The sequence below is a fragment of the Pseudomonas sp. NPDC087626 genome, assembly GCF_044743405.1.
GTDB lineage: Bacteria > Pseudomonadota > Gammaproteobacteria > Pseudomonadales > Pseudomonadaceae > Aquipseudomonas.
This window is the reverse complement of sequence record NZ_JBIUWJ010000003.1, coordinates 1-15547: the sequence shown is the minus strand read 5'-3', so window position 1 is coordinate 15547 and position 15547 is coordinate 1. Positions and strand designations below refer to the sequence as shown.

Here is a 15547-nt window from a genome sequence, read left to right as displayed (position 1 = left end):
GCTTGCACTATCAGGTCATTGATCGGTAGATTTGGGCCATGCGCGACATTGATATCGATCCCTACGAACACACGCCCCGCGACGCCGTGGTGACTGCCAACGACTATTGCGACGGCCTGCACTTCGCTCGGCATAGCCATCAACGCGGGCAATTCGCCTACGCCGCCTGCGGGGTGATCACGGTGTTCACCGACCAGGGCAACTGGGTGGTGCCCCCACAACGGGCCGTCTGGGTCCCGGCCCATGTGCCCCACGAAATGCACATGCACGGGCCGGTGACCATGCTCAACAGCTACATCCGCCCCATCGCCGCCACACGGCTCGGCCTGCCGGCGCACTGCCAGGTGTTTGGTGTGTCGGCGCTGCTGCGCCAACTGTTGATCCGCGCCATGGACGTGCCGGCTCTGTACGCCGAGGACCAGCGGGACGGCCACCTGATGAACCTGCTGCTGCACGAAATCGCCGACATGCAGCCGCTGTCGCTCAATGCGCCGCTGCCCAGTGAGCCGCGCTTGGCCCAGGCTTGCAGCAAGCTGCTGGAGCAGCCGTCATTGGCGATCGGGATCGACGACATGTGTCGCCAGGTCGCCATGAGCCGCCGCACCTTTACCCGGCTGTTTCGCGAGCAGACCGGAATCAGCTTTGTCGAATGGCGCCAGCAGGCGTGCCTGTTGATGGCCGTGGTACGCCTGGGCAATGGCGAGGCCGTGACGCGGGTGGCAACCGATCTGGGCTACAGCAGCCCGAGTGCGTTCACCGGGGTTTTCCGGCGGGTGCTGGGGCAGGCGCCGAGTCGCTACTTCACGCAAAATAGCCCGGCTTGATTGAGCTGTGGCGCTTCACACAAACAAAGGTCCCCATGGATGAGTACCACCTTGATGATGTCTTGCACGGTAAACAACGGTCAGCCCCTCGCCCCCGCCGCCGAGCCGGTCAGCGTACCCTGGTGGAGCTTCGGTAAAACCGTGCTGGCGGCCACGGCGCTGACCCTGGTGCGCGATGGCCTGGTGGCTCTTGACGATCCGGTCGAGGAAGGTCCGTTCACCTTGCGCCAATTGCTGCGGCATGAGGCCGGGCTGGCGGACTACGGCGAACTGGCGGAGTACCACGCAGCCGTTGCCCGGCATGAAACCGCGTGGTCGGCCGAGGAGATGCTGCAACGCCTGGACGCTGCCCGGCTGCGTTATGCGCCGGGCAGTGGCTGGGGCTATTCGAATGTCGGCTACCTGTATATCGCCCGGTTGATTGAGCGTACCACCGGCCTGACGCTGGAAGAGGCGCTGATCCAGCGGGCGCTGGCGCCTTTGGATATCGTCCAGGTACGGCTCGCCAGAGTGCCCGGCGACCTGCAAGACATGGCCCCGGCCTACGATCCGGCGTGGGTGTATCACGGCCTGTTGTTCGGACCGCTGCAGCAGGCCGTGACCTTCCTTGATCGGCTACTGGCCGGGCAGTTGTTGCCGGATCATTTGTTAAGCGAAATGCAGACCCTGCGTCAGTTAGGCGGGCCAATAGCTGGCCGACCCTGGATGTCTGCCGGTTATGGCCTGGGAGTCATGAGCGGCACGATCTCGGGGGGCTTGCAACTGTGTGGACATACCGGCGGTGGGCCCGGCAGTGTGGTGGCGGTTTATCGGGCCACGGATGGCGAACATTCGGCAAGCTGTGGGGCGTTTCTGCAGGGGGGTATGGATGGAGAGGTCGAAGCGGTGGTGGTCCGCGACTTGAGACTAGCCTTGGCCAGTGCCCAATAACCCGGCAGCGCGTTTTTATTCGTAGGAGCAAGGCTTGCCCGCGATGCCTTCAGGGGCACCGCGTCTATCCGGCCAGCGCGCAGTATCGTTGACGTCCATCGCGAGCAGGCCGCAAGCGGGCGCCCGCTCCTGCAGGGATTCAGGGTGTTCGCAGATTTTGCAGATACCACCACCGAACCTGTGTAGGAGCGAGCCTGCTCGCGATGGTCGTCAACGATGACACGCCAAGCCAGATTCACTGTGCTGCCATGAAGTAACGGAGCACGCCTACAGCACTCAAGGAAACGTCTGATTTACCTCCCGCAAGCGCCTCATCTAGCGTGCGTCCTTTCGTCAATTCGACAGGGACCAATCTGACATGAAGCGCTATCACATCACCGTCGGGGCCAAGACCACCGCCGACGGCACCGTAATGACCGGCTACGAATTCTGGACCATCGATGGCCAGCCCATCGCCCGCGAAGGCGACGAGGTCGCTTGCCCGGCCTGCGACAGCACTGGCGTCATCGTCTGTGACGGTCCGCACCTGGTGGATCTCATGCAAGGACGCCCCACCGCCCTGGACGGTGACCTCTGTCACTGCAAGTGCGACCCACCACCCCGCCTGATCGCCAACCAGACCCTGCAGTGCCAGGAGTTCAAGGAACTCGCACCAGATCCGCGCTTCACGCCGCCGTCCACTCCGTTCACAACCCAGCAGCCTGCAACCGGGCCGCGCTCATCCAATTTCACCTCAACACCCAGCCGCCCCACACCCGCCTTCACCGAACGACCTGAAAGGGTCTGCGAAAATCTCTGGATCAGTTACCAGCAACAAGCCGAGTCCATCGTCGCTCCGGGCGGCCAGTTGATCGCCGATCCCAAGGCCCGCAACCGCGCGATCAACGCCGCCTACGCCCGATTGTGGCTGCAGGACCCACGTTTCCAGTGGGCCGGCCTCGCCGCCTTCGCCTCAAAACAGGTGGGTTGTGGCTTGCTGCATGCCGCGGATTCGATCGACCGGATCCAGGCTGAATATGACGCCGAGCAGCAACTGCAACAGAGTGCCAGGTCAGGGTTCTATGGCTTGCTCGAGCCCAGCGAACGCGAGCGACAGGCCAGACTCCAGACCTTCCGGCAAGCACAACGCGACTACGAGCACGCGCTGCGCAACAATCCGCTACCAGGTATCGACTTCAGGCCCGAGGGCGAACTGTCCTACGCGCAGCAGCTGTACCAGCACGTGTACAAGATGTTGGCCATGGGTAATACCACGCTGTTCCTGGACGTGTATCCGTTGCATGTTTTTTATCAGGAGCGGGGGATGTCAGCGCTGGAGGCCTGCTTGCCTTCGCGCAAAAACATCTATGGGAATGTTCAGTATCCGGTGCTGTGGCCTGTGGCGCAGAAGACGCTGGAGTTCGGTACTAACTACGAGGAAATCCTGCAAGCATTTAAGGCCATTGAGATTGGTAGTATCGCCCGAAGTGTTGAGCTACTGGCGGAGCATGAACAGGTGAACATCCTGCAACCGGCAATGTACAGCGACCGAACATTGGTAGCGCTGCTGCGTGGCAACCACTTGTCCCATGTCACCAACTTTCCATCCGGAGTTGCTCAAGCCATCGAGTTGACACTGGCCAGTCAATGCCAACGAATGGATGACGGACGCACCATCGACTTCGGTCGACATCTCCTGGCCGACTTGTCCGATATCCAACAACGCATGCCGTTCGTACTCAGGGCTGCGGCGCAATTTGAAAGTCTATTGCGTAGCAATCATCGCAACCAGATTGAACAGGCCATCCAGGATATCGCCGCAGGCTGGGGAGTGCGATGAGCCTGCCTGGACGGGTGTCTTGGCGACGCTGTGGAGTCGGACTGATCCTTGCTTCGCTCGTGACCGTATTGGCGTTTGAAACACAGTCGGAAGATGAAATCTCACTGGTCATTGGCGAGCCTTACGAGGCCATGCGCAAGCGGTCCAGCGCAGCTATCGGCCCGGCCATTCCCGGGCACTCCTGGTTCAATACTCCCAAGTCGGATGCTCGCCTGCGTTTCACCGACCCCCAGTACGGATTCATCACCCCGCTGGCCCGATTCTTTACGGTTAGTTTCACCGATGAACTCGTCAGAAGCGTACGGCTTTCCCCGCAAATCGAACCCCTGTTGCTCGAAGACACCCTCAGGGTAGTGCTCGAGTTACAGGAACAATGGCACAACGCAGGATGGGTGCCGATCCGCGTCGAACAAGATCCTCCGTTCGCCGACACGCCTCAATGGCGTGCCCAGTTGCGGGATGTGAACAAAGGCGGAACCTCTTACTGGCAAGCAGGGAACCAGTATCAGGTGATGCTGGTGGTCAATCGTTTCAAAGACATCAAGCGCCCCACAGAAGAGCGTTACCTGATCAAGCTGGCACTGGCCAGACCCTGGGTGAAACCGTGATTCCGGCGCTTGCTGGCGGGCAAGTCATTGATGACTGAGCCGCGCCTTTTTGTAGGAGCGAGCTTGCTCGCGAAAATCGTCAACGATAACGCGTGCATTCAGGATAAACGCGGCGCCTTTGAGTTCTTCGCGAGCAAGCTCGCTCCTACAAAACGCTTAACTAATCGGCATTAACGCTTGCCCGCGTACTCAGGGACACCGCGTCTATCCAGGCAGTACGTGTCATCGTTCACGTCCATCGCGAGCAGGCCGCAAGCGGGCGCCCACTCCTACAGTGGAATGGGGACGAGCATGCCTACCCCTCCAACACCGGCAACATCACCCGCGCCTCCAGCCCGCCGACCTTGCGGTTTCTCACGGTCAGTTCGCCGCCATGTTCCAGCACGATCGCCCGTGCAGCCGAGAGGCCGAGGCCGACGCCGCCGGTGCTTTTGTTGCGCGAGCCTTCCAGGCGATAGAAGGGCACGAATACCTGTTCGTGGCTTTCCTTGGGGATGCCCGGGCCGCGGTCCAGGACGCGGATGGTCACGTGGTCGTCGTGGCTGCGCAGTTCAATGGCCGGTTCGCTGGCGTATTTGAGGGCGTTTTCCAGCAGGTTGGTGATCACCCGCTTGAGCCCCAGCGGCCGGCCGAGGTAGGCCAGGCGCGGTGGGCCGCTGAAGGGGATGTCGATGGACTGGTCGCGGTAATCGTCGATCAGGGTTTGCAGCAGTTCGGCCAAATCGAACGGCGTGGCCTCTTCGAGACGGGCGTTGTCGCGGAAGAATTCCAGGCTGGAGTTGATCATGGCGTGCATCTCATCAACGTCGCGGAACAGCTTGGCCTGCAGTTGCGGGTCGTCGATGAACTCGCCGCGCAGGCGCATGCGGGTCAGTGGTGCGCGCAGGTCGTGGGAGATGGCGGCCAGCATCTGCGTGCGGTCCTTGATGAAGTGCTGCAACTGGGCCTGCATCGCATTGAACGCGAGGATCGCCTGGCGGATTTCCAGCGGCCCCAGCGGCTTGATCGGCGGCGCACGGAAGTCCACGCCAAAGCGTCGCGCGCCCTGGGCGAAGGTCTGCAGCGGCCGGGCCAGGCGGCGGGTGGCGATCAGCGCCACCAGGCCAGTGGACAGCAACACCAGGGCGATCACGATCAGGTTGCGCGCCCAATGCTCCAGGCCCCAACTGCGCGAAGGCATGCTGAACATCAGCCAGGAACCGTCGCTCAGTTGCATCGCCATGGCGTACTGGCCGTCCTGTTGTGGCCAGTCCGTCGGTTGATAGGCTTCCAGGTGCTGGCTGTTGAACAGTTGGTGGGCCTTCGCCGTGTTGGCCCGGGTGGCCGCCTCAGGGGTTACCGGCAGGCCCAGGGCCGCATGGCTTTGGCTCCAGCGGATTCCCAGGCTACTGTCACTGGCAGCAGCAGCCAGTTGCGGGCGTTGCGCGGGCTCGGAAGCGGCAATGACCCGGCTCAGGGAGGAAAGTTTTTCCAGCAGCCCGGTCTCGGTCAAAGGTGGATAGGCCCACACCCCGGCCACCTGGGTGAACAGGGCGTAGAAGCCCAGCGACGTGAGCATCGCCAGGATGGTGGTGAGGGCGATCCAGCGCGTCACGGTGTCCCGCGAGCGCAGGCACCAGCCCGCCCGCCAGCCCTTCATTGACGGGTCACGCTGGGGGTGAACAGGTAACCACCGTTGCGCACGGTGCGAATCATTTCCGGGCGTTTGCTGTCGATTTCCAGCTTGCGCCGCAAGCGGCTGACCTGGACATCGATGCTGCGGTCGAAGGCTTCATGGGTACGCCCACGGGCCAGGTCCAGCAGCAGTTCGCGGGTGAGGATGCGCTGCGGGTGTTCGACGAATACCAGCAGCAGGTCGAACTCGCCGGCCGACAACGGGATCATGACCTGGTCCGGCGAGCGCAGTTCGCGGCGCGTGAGGTCCAGTTGCCAGTCGGCGAACTTGATCAGCGGATGCGGCACCTGGCCGGTCAACGGCCGGACTTCACCCACCCGACGCAACACCGCGCGCACCCGCGCCAGCAGTTCGCGGGCGTCGAAAGGTTTGCTCAGGTAGTCGTCGGCGCCCATTTCCAGGCCCACCACCCGATCACTCAGCTCGCCCATGGCGGTGAGCATGATCACCGGCGTGGTGTATTGCTGGCGCAGGCGCTGGCACAGGGTCAGGCCGTTGTCGCCGGGCATCATCAGGTCGAGGATGATCAGGTCCGGCATTTGCTGCTCGATAGCCGCCCACAGCGCGACGCCGTCGGTGGCCACGGCCACGTCATAACCTTGCTGGACAAAAAACTTACTCAGCAGATCGAGGACCTCAAGGTCGTCGTCCACGATCAAAAGATGGCTCACCGGCGGGCATCACTCAACGACTGATAGTGCGGATATCTAAAACCATTCGGCGCGCCGCGTCATTTATTTCATCCTGGTCACAAAGCGACGCAGCGGTAAAAAACCAGACATCTTTGTGCAAGGCGCAGCTGCCAGGATCAAGCTCCTTTTCTACGAAGACTGTTCGCCATGCCTTTGTTCAAGCGCTCCCCTGCACTGTTTCGCAATGCCGCACTGCTGTTGAGCTTGACCTATCTGTACGGATGCTCCAGTCGCACCTCGACCGATAACCCGATGACCTGCGCGCAAGTCAGCTACCCGTTGTATGACCCGGCCGAGCCGGTGAACCGCGGGATCTTCGCCTTCAACCAGGTGATTGACGAGTACGCCGTCGCGCCGGTCGCCCGGGGTTACGGCTACACGCCGGAATTCTTCCAGCTGGGCATGCACAACTTCACGACCAACTTCAACGAACCGACGGTGTTCCTCAACGACCTGTTGCAAGGCAATGGCCAGCGCTCGCTCAACACCCTGGGGCGCTTCACCCTCAACAGCACCGCCGGCCTGCTGGGGGTGATCGATGTCTCGGACTCCCTGGAAATCCCGCGCCACAGCTCGGACTTCGGCCAGACCTTCGGCGTCTGGGGCATCCCGGACGGGCCGATCGTCGAAGTCCCAGTGCTCGGGACCGCCAACAGCCGCGATGCCGTAGGCAAGGTGCTGGCAGTGGCCATCAACCCGTTCGGCGACCATAGCGATACCGTCGAGGCCCTGACGACAGTGGCCAGTGTCGGTGGCACCATCGACAAGCGCGCCGAAGCGCTGCCGCTGACCGACGCCCTGCAAGCCCTTCCGGACCCGTACAGTGCGCTGCGTGACGTCAGCGCCGAAAAACGCGCGGACTTTGTCCAGAACGGCAAACGCGGCGCGTCCGGGCTGCACGACGATCTCTGCACAGAAGCTCCAACCGATGCCACGTAACAGCCCGTCGCTGATGCTCGAGCAACGCCTGGTCAAACGCGCCAACACCGGTCTGCACTGCAGCGAGACCAGCCTGCGGTTGTCGGAAGACCAGCGTGAATTGATCCTCAGCCGCTACATCGAACTCTACCGCCCCGAAGGCGTGGAGTGGGTCGAGCGCAGCCACCGGGTCTCGGTGACTGCCCTGCTGCGCTGGATCATCGCCCAGGGCGAAGCGCTGCCGGTGGAGCAAGGCCAGGAGCTGCCGGCGCGCCAGGCAATGAACTGAGCACGGCAGCTGCTACAGGGGTCGTGTTCAAGTTGGGTTATCATCGCCGGCTAATTTTGCCCTGGAGCTTCGCCCCGGATGTCCACGCCAGCACCGCAGTCCACCCCCTCCACACCCTTGCCCGCCGTCCTGGTCGGCCCGCTGTTGCGGCGCCTGGAACCGACGCGCCTGGTGCTGTGGCTGGTAGGCTCGCGGGAGCTGGCGCTGACCTTGCGCCTGGCGCCTGTGGGCGACCTGGTGCTCGATGCGACCCGCTGCCAGGTCATCCCGGTCGGCACCCATGCCTTTGTCCACCTGATCGACATCCACCTGGACAGCGCCCTGCCCCAGGACATCAACATCGACTACGACCTGTTGATCCGCGAGGACGACGCCAGCCTGGTCGGCATTGCCCAGTGGGCCCCGCACCTGCTCTACGACCAGGCACAATCGCCGAACTTCGTCCTGCGCAGCCGCATCGATCAACTGCTCCACGGCTCGTGCCGCAAACCCCATCATCCGGCCAACGACGGCTTGCTCTGCGTCGACCAGTTGCTGGCGACGGCCCACGAGCCGAGCCAGCGCCCGGCACTGCTGATGATGAGTGGCGACCAGGTCTACGCCGACGATGTCGCCGGGCCGATGTTGCGGGCCATCCATGCTCTGATCGAACGGCTGGGGCTATACGGCGAACACCTGGACGGCGCAGTGGTGCAAGACAGCGCCGCGCTCTACCAGCACCCGGCCAGCTACTACCATCGCGCCGACCTGCTGCCGGCACTGGAAAGTAACGACAGCCTGCGCGAACGGTTTTTCGGTGGTGCGCGCAAGCCGATCTTCACCAGCAGCAGCGCCGACAATCACCTGGTGACGTTCGCCGAAGTCATGGCCATGTACCTGCTGGTCTGGGGCCCGACCGCCTGGACCCTGATCGACCCGCAGCCACCGGTGCTGACACCCGAACGTCGCGAGCGCTACGCCCTGGAACAGACCCGGATCGATGGCTTCAAGCAGGGGCTGGGCAATGTCGCCCGGGTGTTTGCCCACCTGCCCTGCCTGATGATCTTCGACGACCACGACATCACCGACGACTGGAACCTCAGCGCCCAGTGGGAGGAAACCGCCTACGGCCATCCGTTCTCCAAGCGCATCATCGGCAACGCGCTGCTCGCCTACATGCTGTGCCAGGGCTGGGGCAACAACCCGGATGCCTTCACCGCGCTGCTGGAAAGATCCCGCGGCCTCAACCCCCAGGACGGCTACCTGGACAACAGCGCCCAGGATGAATTGATCGGCGACCTGCTGAAATTCCAGCAATGGCACTACGTGCTGCCGACGACCCCGGCACTGGTGGTGCTCGACACCCGCACCCGGCGCTGGCGCAGCGAGTTCAACCTCAAGCAGCCCTCGGGCCTGCTGGACTGGGAAGCCCTCAGCGAATTGCAGCAGGAACTGCTCGACCACCCCTGCGCCATCATCGTGTCGCCGGCGCCGGTGTTCGGCGTCAAGCTGATCGAAACCGTGCAGAAAGTCTTCAGTTGGTGCGGCTACCCGCTGCTGGTGGACGCGGAAAACTGGATGGCCCACCGTGGCGCAGCGCAGGTGATCCTCAACATCTTTCGCCACTCGCGCACGCCCGGCAATTACGTGATCCTCTCCGGCGATGTGCATTACTCGTTCGTCTACGAGGTGCTGATCCGGCATCGCACCGCCGGGCCACGGATCTGGCAAATCACCAGCAGCGGCATCAAGAATGAATTTCCGCCGAGCCTGCTGGAGTGGTTCGACCGCCTCAACCGCTGGCTGTACTCGCCGCGCTCGCCGCTGAACTGGCTGACCAAACGCCGGCGCATGCAGGTGGTGCCCCATGTGCCCGAGCACGCAGAAGCCGGCGAACGCCTGTGGAATTCGGCGGGCATCGGCCAGGTGTTTTTCAATCAGCAGGGCCAGCCGCAAGCGATCTACCAGCACAACGCCAATGGCGCAGAAAAAACCCGGATGGTGGCGCCGACGGTCGATTGACCACGGCCCCACACCAACGCAGTACTCACTAGGTCTACGAAGGATACGTATGCTCACACGGAACAAGATGGTCCCCGAACTGACGGTCAGCGACATCCAGCAGAGCCTGGCGTTCTGGACCGACCTGATTGGTTTTCAGATCGCCTACCAACGCCGCGAAGAAGGCTTTGCCTACCTGGATTTCGACGGCGTGCAAGTGATGCTCGAACAGTACATCGCCGAGGACGACGGGCAATGGCACACCGGCGCACTGCAAGCGCCGTTTGGCCGCGGGATCAATTTCCAGATGACGGTGGATCGCGTCGAGCCGATCCTGGCCCGCCTGGCCGCTGTGCAATGGCCGCTGTTTCGCCCCTTTGCCGATGCCTGGTATCGCTCGGGTGAAGTAGAGGTCGGCCAGCGTGAATTGATCGTGCAGGACCCCGACGGCTATCTGTTGCGACTGGTCGAAGCCCTGGGCGAAAGGCCTGTGCGCTAGCGCCATAGCCTGCGCCGACAGGGTTATCAGTTTATCAATAATGCTTATTTGGCCCCTGCCGCGATTGACGCTCCAGGCCTGGCGCGCCCCTAATGCAAGACCACCAGAACCCGCTCGGCGGCCTGCTGGTCGGGGGCGCGTCAGCCGGTAAACAGCCCTGCGTCGCACACCGGCTTCGCGCTCCAGCCAGCGCTGGACTACCCTTGCTGCACCTTGAATGTTCTGTGCCACACCGCGACTACCCATCTGCCCGACACGCTGTGCAATCACTCAGAGAACGACCCATGCTCAGAGATATTTTAATTATTCTTACGGCATCGCTGGTGGTCATTGCGCTGTTCCGGCGCTTGAACCTGCCACCGATCCTTGGCTACCTGTGTGTCGGCTTGCTGGTCGGGCCACAGGCGTTGGGTTGGGTCAGTGACTCCGAAGGCCTGCCCTACCTGGCGGAGCTGGGGGTGGTGTTCCTGCTGTTTTCCCTGGGCCTGGAGTTTTCGCTGTCGAAAATGCTCGCCCTGCGCAAAGTAGTATTCGGCCTGGGCAGCCTGCAGGTGCTGGTCTCCAGCGTGCTGTTAGGCGGAGCCCTGTACATGGCGGGCGTGCAGCCCAGTGCCGCGGTCCTGTTGGGGGCCGGCCTGGCGCTGTCCTCCACGGCCATCGTCAGCAAAGAGCTGACCAGCCTGGGCGAGGTCTTCAGCCCCCATGGCCAGAACGCCATTGGCGTGCTGCTGTTCCAGGACGTGATCGCTGTCCTGCTGCTGACCATGGTGCCGGTGTTTTCCGGGACGTCCGGACAAGCCTGGTATTGGGCCCTGCCGATTACCCTGGGCAAGACCGTGGTGCTGTTTGTCGGCCTGTTCCTGATCAGTCGCTGGCTGTTGCCCAAGCTGTTCGACGAGATCGCGGCCTCCCGCTCCGCCGAGCTGTTCGTGCTGCTGGCCCTGGTGATTGTGATGCTGACGGCCTGGCTGACCCATCTGCTGGGACTGTCACCTGCACTCGGGGCATTTCTGGCGGGCATGCTGCTGGGTGAAAGCAGTTATCGCCATCAGATCGAGGCCGACATCCGGCCGTTCCGGGATATTTTGCTCGGGGTGTTTTTCGTCAGTATCGGCATGCTGATCGACCTGAAAATCTTCCAGAGCCACGGTTTGCTGATAGTCGGCTTGACCCTGGCGCTGCTGGTGACCAAGGGTGTGGTGGTCGCCCTGATCCTGCGGTTCACTGGCAGCAACAGCGAAACCGCCTGGCGCAGCGGCCTGGCCCTGGCCCAGGGTGGCGAGTTCTGCTTTGCCCTGATGACACAGATGCAAGCCAACAACCTGGTGTCCAAGGAACTGAGCGGGCTGTTGCTGACCGCGACCTTCTGCTCGATGGTGGTCACCCCGCTGATGCTGCGGGTCGCGCCGGCCATCGCCAAGCGCCTGCACCGGGCGCCGAACGATGCGGTCAACATGGATGAAATCGCCCAGCAAAGCCAGGAACTGCAGGGGCACGTGATCATCTGTGGCTACGGTCGCGTCGGCCAGGCCATCGGCCGTGTGTTGCAGGGTGAGCACTATCGGTTTGTCGCGGTCGATGACGACCCGGCGCAGATCCAGCACGGGGCCGAGCACACGCATGTGCACTATGGTGATTCGCGGCGCCTGGAACTACTCACCGCCCTGGGGATAAGTCGCGCCCGCCTGGTGGTGATCGCGGTGAATGACCCGGATGCGGCAATGGCCATTACCCACGCCGTGCGCCAGATCAACAGCACTATCGAAATCATCGTGCGCACCCAGGACGACAGCCAGACCCTCGAGTTGAAAACGGCCGGTGCCACCGAGGTCGTCCCCGAAGTGCTCGAGTCGACGCTGACCCTGGCGGCCCACACCCTGATCATGCTCGGCACCTCCAAAGAGCGTGTGCAACTGCGGGTCGAGGACGTGCGACGTAATCGTTATCGCTTGCTGTAGGCCGGATAAAAGCCAATCCACCGTCACTGATCAACGGGCGCGCGTAAACGGGCGCCCGCCAGGCGCGACTGTGCCCCTCGATGACGCCCGACGATTCTTTCAAGGCTAAAACATGCTCAATTCTGTCGCCCTCAAGCACGCCGAACCGCTGCATTGTCAAAGCTGCAAGTTAGCCGCCTTGTGCCTGCCGCTGGCGCTCAACAGCCAGGACATCAGCGCGCTGAACGAGATCATCAAACGCGAACGCCCGTTGCGCAAAGGGGACTACCTATTCCACCAGGGCGACCCCTTTACCTCCATCTACGCGATTCGTTCTGGCACCCTGAAAACCTCCAGCCTCACCAGCAACGGCGAAGAACACATCATCGGCTTTCATTTGCCGGGCGAACTGATCGGCTTCTCCGCCATGGACCTGAACGCCTACACCTCAACGGCCCAAGCCCAGGAAACCACCACGGTGTGCGAAATCCCCTTCGACCAACTGGAGAACCTGCTGGAGAAGATCCCCAAGCTGCGCCGCCAGTTGATCCACATCATGAGCCGCGAGATTCGTGACGATCAGAACATGATGCGCCTGCTGGCGAAGAAAAATGCCCAGGAGCGCCTGGCGGCTTTCCTGATCAATCTCTCAGTGCGCTTTCACGCCAATGGCTACTCGGCCCATCAGTTTCGCCTGAGCATGACCCGCCAGGAAATCGCCAACTACCTGGGGATCGCCACCGAGACCACCTGCCGCACATTCACCTTCCTGCAGCAGCAAGGCCTGATCCAGGCGCAGGGCAAATACATCAAGATCATTGACGCGCCCTCGCTGTGCGAGCTGTCCGACCGCTAGGCGCCGCGGCGTGTTCATGACGCCTTCAAGACCCCATACACCCCACGCACAATCATCTCCACTTCCCGCTCATCAAGGGTCAGGGGCGGCAGCAGGCGGATGGTCTTGCCCCGGGTGACGTTGATCAGCAGGCCATGATCGCGGGCGGCGATCAGGCTCAGGTCGCGGATCGAGTGGCTCAGTTCGATCCCGATCATCAAGCCCTGGCCACGAATCGCTACCACGTTCGCCAGGCCATCGAGCTCGGCGTGCAGCCGGGCCAACAGGCGTTCGCCCTGGCGCCTGGCGTTGTCCAGCAAGCCTTGTTCCTCGATGATCTCCAGCACCGTGCAACCCACCCGGCAGGCCAGCGGGTTGCCGCCAAAAGTGCTGCCGTGACTGCCTGGGGTGAACAGCCGCGCAGCGTTGCCCCGGGCCAGGCACGCGCCGATCGGCACGCCGTTGCCCAGGCCCTTGGCCAGCGTCATGACGTCCGGCACCACACCCTCGTGCTGGAAGGCGAACCATTGCCCGGTACGACCGATGCCGGTCTGGATCTCATCGAGCATCAGCAGCCAATTGCGCCGGTTGCAGCGCTCGCGCACCGCGCTCAGATAGCCCGGCGGCGCCAGTTGCACGCCGCTCTCGCCCTGGATCGGCTCCATCAGGATGGCCACGATGCGCTGCCCGTGATCCTGGTGCGCTTGATCCAGCGCGGCGAGGTCGCCGAACGGTACTTTCAGGAAGTCCCCCGGCAAAGCGCCGAAGCCCAGGCGCACCGCCGGGCCGTCGCTGGCCGACAGGGTGCCGAGGGTGCGGCCGTGAAAGGCGTTTTCCATGACCACCACCAAGGGCTGCTCGATACCTTTTTGCCAGCCGTACAGGCGCGCCAGCTTCAGCGCGGTTTCATTGGCTTCGGCCCCGGAATTGCTGAAGAACGCCCGCTCCAGGCCTGACAGCTGGGTGAGCTTTTGCGCCAGTTGCTGCTGCCAGTCGATGCTGTACAGGTTGGAGGTGTGCAGCAACAGGCCGGCCTGTTCGCTGATGGCGCTGACCAGCCGTGGGTGCGAGTGGCCGACGTTGGTCACCGCCACACCCGCCACCGCGTCCAGGTACTCGCGACCGGCCTGGTCCCACAGGCGGGTCCCCAGGCCTTTGGCAAAACTCAGGGCCAGGGGTTGGTAGGTACTCATCAGGTGGGTGGCGGTCATGGCAGTGTGCTCCAGCAGGGTTCGGTGTTTTTGCAGTATCGTTAGCCACCTGAGCTGGATAAACAGCCTGAAACTTCAATCATCTTGAAGCTGGACTTGATAATGGACCTATTCCTGGCCATGACGGTGTACGTCAAAGTGGTCGAGACTGGCAGCATGACCGCCGCCGCCCGCCAATGCAGCTTGTCGACCACCATGGTTGGCAACCACTTGCGCGCCCTCGAGCAACGCCTGGGCGTCAGCCTGATCAACCGCACCACCCGCCGCCAGCGCTTGACCGAGTTTGGCGCGGCCTACTACGAGCGGTGCCTGGAGGTACTGGGGCTGGTGCAGGACAGCGAACGGCTCGCCGAAACCGTGCAGGACGAACCCGAGGGCATACTGCGCATTGCCGCCCCACCGAGCTTCGGTTCCGAATGCCTGGCGCCAGCCATGCACCTGTTCACGCAGCAATACCCGCAAATCCGCGTCGATGTGGTGCTGAGCCAGCAGGTGGTGGACCTCATCGACAACAGCGTCCACGCCGCCATTCGCCTGGGCACCCCCGAGCCATCGGGGCTGATCGCGCGGCCGCTGATGGACTTCACCCTGACCATCTGCGCCGCCCCGTCCTACCTGGAGCGCCGGGGAGTGCCCCGCACGCCGGCCGAACTGAGCCACCACGCCTGCCTGACCTACGCCTACCCTGTCGGCGATGACTGGAGCGCGGTGGGCAAACAATGGCCACTGACCGGGCCCGAAGGCGAGGTGCTGGTGCCGGTCAGCGGGCCGATGATGATCAACAGTGCACCCGGCCTGCACCAGGCCGCCCGCGCCGGCATGGGCGTGGTCATGCTGCCCGATGCGCTGGTGCAGCAGGACCTGCAGGACGGCAAGCTGGTGGCGCTGCTGCGTGACTATCAACTGCCCCGCCGGCCGATGAACCTGGTCTACGCACCGGATCGCTACCGCTTGCCGAAGCTGCGCTGTTTTGTCGAGTTCGCAGTGCAAATGTGGGGCAAACAAGGTGCCGGGCCGGGCGCACCCAAATCGCACAAATCACCGTAGGAGCAAAGCTTGCTCGCGATCGCGATCTCCAGGGCGGCATCGAGGCATCGCGGCATAGGTATCTACACTACTGTGGTGCGACGTTGCACCTGTGGTGCCGACCGGGGTGTTGGATCAGGCCGAGTACATATCCATTTTTGCGGTAATGGCCTCCTATGGTTCCGCTTTTACAGCGGCTCACTTTTGGAGGAGCCCAAAAGTAAGCAAAAGGCTCTTGCCCCACCACTCGGCACCTCGCTTGGGCTCGGTGTGCCCTCACTCCGGCTTGAATCCGTGGGCCGCC

The 15547-nt window shown here is 62.9% G+C and carries 14 protein-coding genes; 11 read left to right on the top strand and 3 right to left on the bottom strand.

All coding sequences use genetic code 11. The features are described from left to right. The first annotated feature begins 38 nt into the window (after nt 1–38). From ACIOVD_RS03630 to ACIOVD_RS03615, 4 genes are all read left to right on the top strand, one after another. Nucleotides 39–824, top strand: a complete 786-nt coding sequence (locus ACIOVD_RS03630; protein WP_401126197.1) for an AraC family transcriptional regulator — start codon at nt 39–41, stop codon at nt 822–824. A gap of 54 nt (nt 825–878) precedes the next feature. After that, the gene (locus ACIOVD_RS03625; RefSeq protein WP_401126381.1) at nt 879–1754 is read left to right on the top strand and encodes a serine hydrolase domain-containing protein; all 876 of its coding nucleotides are present in this window, start codon (nt 879–881) and stop codon (nt 1752–1754) included. A 358-nt stretch (nt 1755–2112) separates the two neighbouring features. Next, the gene (locus ACIOVD_RS03620; RefSeq protein WP_401126195.1) at nt 2113–3573 is read left to right on the top strand and encodes a PAAR domain-containing protein; all 1461 of its coding nucleotides are present in this window, start codon (nt 2113–2115) and stop codon (nt 3571–3573) included. Beyond that, a complete protein-coding gene (locus ACIOVD_RS03615; protein WP_401126193.1) occupies nt 3570–4181 on the top strand; it encodes a hypothetical protein in 612 nt (203 codons plus the stop codon). The genes ACIOVD_RS03620 and ACIOVD_RS03615 overlap by 4 nt, the downstream gene beginning before the upstream one ends. Nucleotides 4182–4476: 295 nt before the next feature. Here ACIOVD_RS03615 and ACIOVD_RS03610 read toward each other — a convergent pair whose 3' ends face one another. After that, nucleotides 4477–5820, bottom strand: coding sequence for an ATP-binding protein (locus ACIOVD_RS03610; protein WP_401126191.1), 1344 nt, complete (start codon nt 5818–5820; stop codon nt 4477–4479). Continuing rightward, nucleotides 5817–6527, bottom strand: coding sequence for a response regulator (locus tag ACIOVD_RS03605; RefSeq protein WP_095166105.1), 711 nt, complete (start codon nt 6525–6527; stop codon nt 5817–5819). The genes ACIOVD_RS03610 and ACIOVD_RS03605 overlap by 4 nt, the downstream gene beginning before the upstream one ends. A 168-nt stretch (nt 6528–6695) precedes the next feature. Here ACIOVD_RS03605 and ACIOVD_RS03600 point away from each other — a divergent pair, with 168 nt between their 5' ends. The 6 genes from ACIOVD_RS03600 to fnr all read left to right on the top strand — a co-directional run bounded on the left by ACIOVD_RS03600 (nt 6696) and on the right by fnr (nt 13027). Next, nucleotides 6696–7487 carry a VacJ family lipoprotein gene (locus tag ACIOVD_RS03600; protein ID WP_401126189.1) on the top strand — a complete coding sequence of 264 codons (792 nt, stop codon included), beginning with the start codon at nt 6696–6698 and terminating at the stop codon, nt 7485–7487. Then, entirely contained in the window at nt 7477–7755 is a 279-nt protein-coding gene (locus tag ACIOVD_RS03595; RefSeq protein ID WP_095166109.1) for a hypothetical protein, read from the top strand. The genes ACIOVD_RS03600 and ACIOVD_RS03595 overlap by 11 nt, the downstream gene beginning before the upstream one ends. Nucleotides 7756–7833: 78 nt before the next feature. Next, nucleotides 7834–9756 (top strand): alkaline phosphatase D family protein, encoded by a 1923-nt coding sequence (locus ACIOVD_RS03590; RefSeq protein WP_401126187.1) that lies wholly within the window; start codon nt 7834–7836, stop codon nt 9754–9756. 49 nt (nt 9757–9805) lie between these two features. After that, nucleotides 9806–10234 carry a bleomycin resistance protein gene (locus ACIOVD_RS03585; RefSeq protein ID WP_401126185.1) on the top strand — a complete coding sequence of 143 codons (429 nt, stop codon included), beginning with the start codon at nt 9806–9808 and terminating at the stop codon, nt 10232–10234. A 284-nt stretch (nt 10235–10518) separates the two neighbouring features. Continuing rightward, nucleotides 10519–12192, top strand: coding sequence for a monovalent cation:proton antiporter-2 (CPA2) family protein (locus ACIOVD_RS03580; protein WP_095166114.1), 1674 nt, complete (start codon nt 10519–10521; stop codon nt 12190–12192). A gap of 112 nt (nt 12193–12304) precedes the next feature. Next, nucleotides 12305–13027 (top strand): fumarate/nitrate reduction transcriptional regulator Fnr, encoded by a 723-nt coding sequence (gene fnr / locus ACIOVD_RS03575; RefSeq protein WP_095166116.1) that lies wholly within the window; start codon nt 12305–12307, stop codon nt 13025–13027. Nucleotides 13028–13041: 14 nt separating this feature from the next. Here fnr and ACIOVD_RS03570 read toward each other — a convergent pair whose 3' ends face one another. Then, nucleotides 13042–14217 carry an aspartate aminotransferase family protein gene (locus tag ACIOVD_RS03570; RefSeq protein ID WP_095166118.1) on the bottom strand — a complete coding sequence of 392 codons (1176 nt, stop codon included), beginning with the start codon at nt 14215–14217 and terminating at the stop codon, nt 13042–13044. 102 nt (nt 14218–14319) lie between these two features. Between ACIOVD_RS03570 and ACIOVD_RS03565 the strand changes: the two genes are divergently transcribed. Then, nucleotides 14320–15264, top strand: a complete 945-nt coding sequence (locus ACIOVD_RS03565; RefSeq protein WP_095166120.1) for a LysR family transcriptional regulator — start codon at nt 14320–14322, stop codon at nt 15262–15264. Nucleotides 15265–15547: the final 283 nt, after the last annotated feature.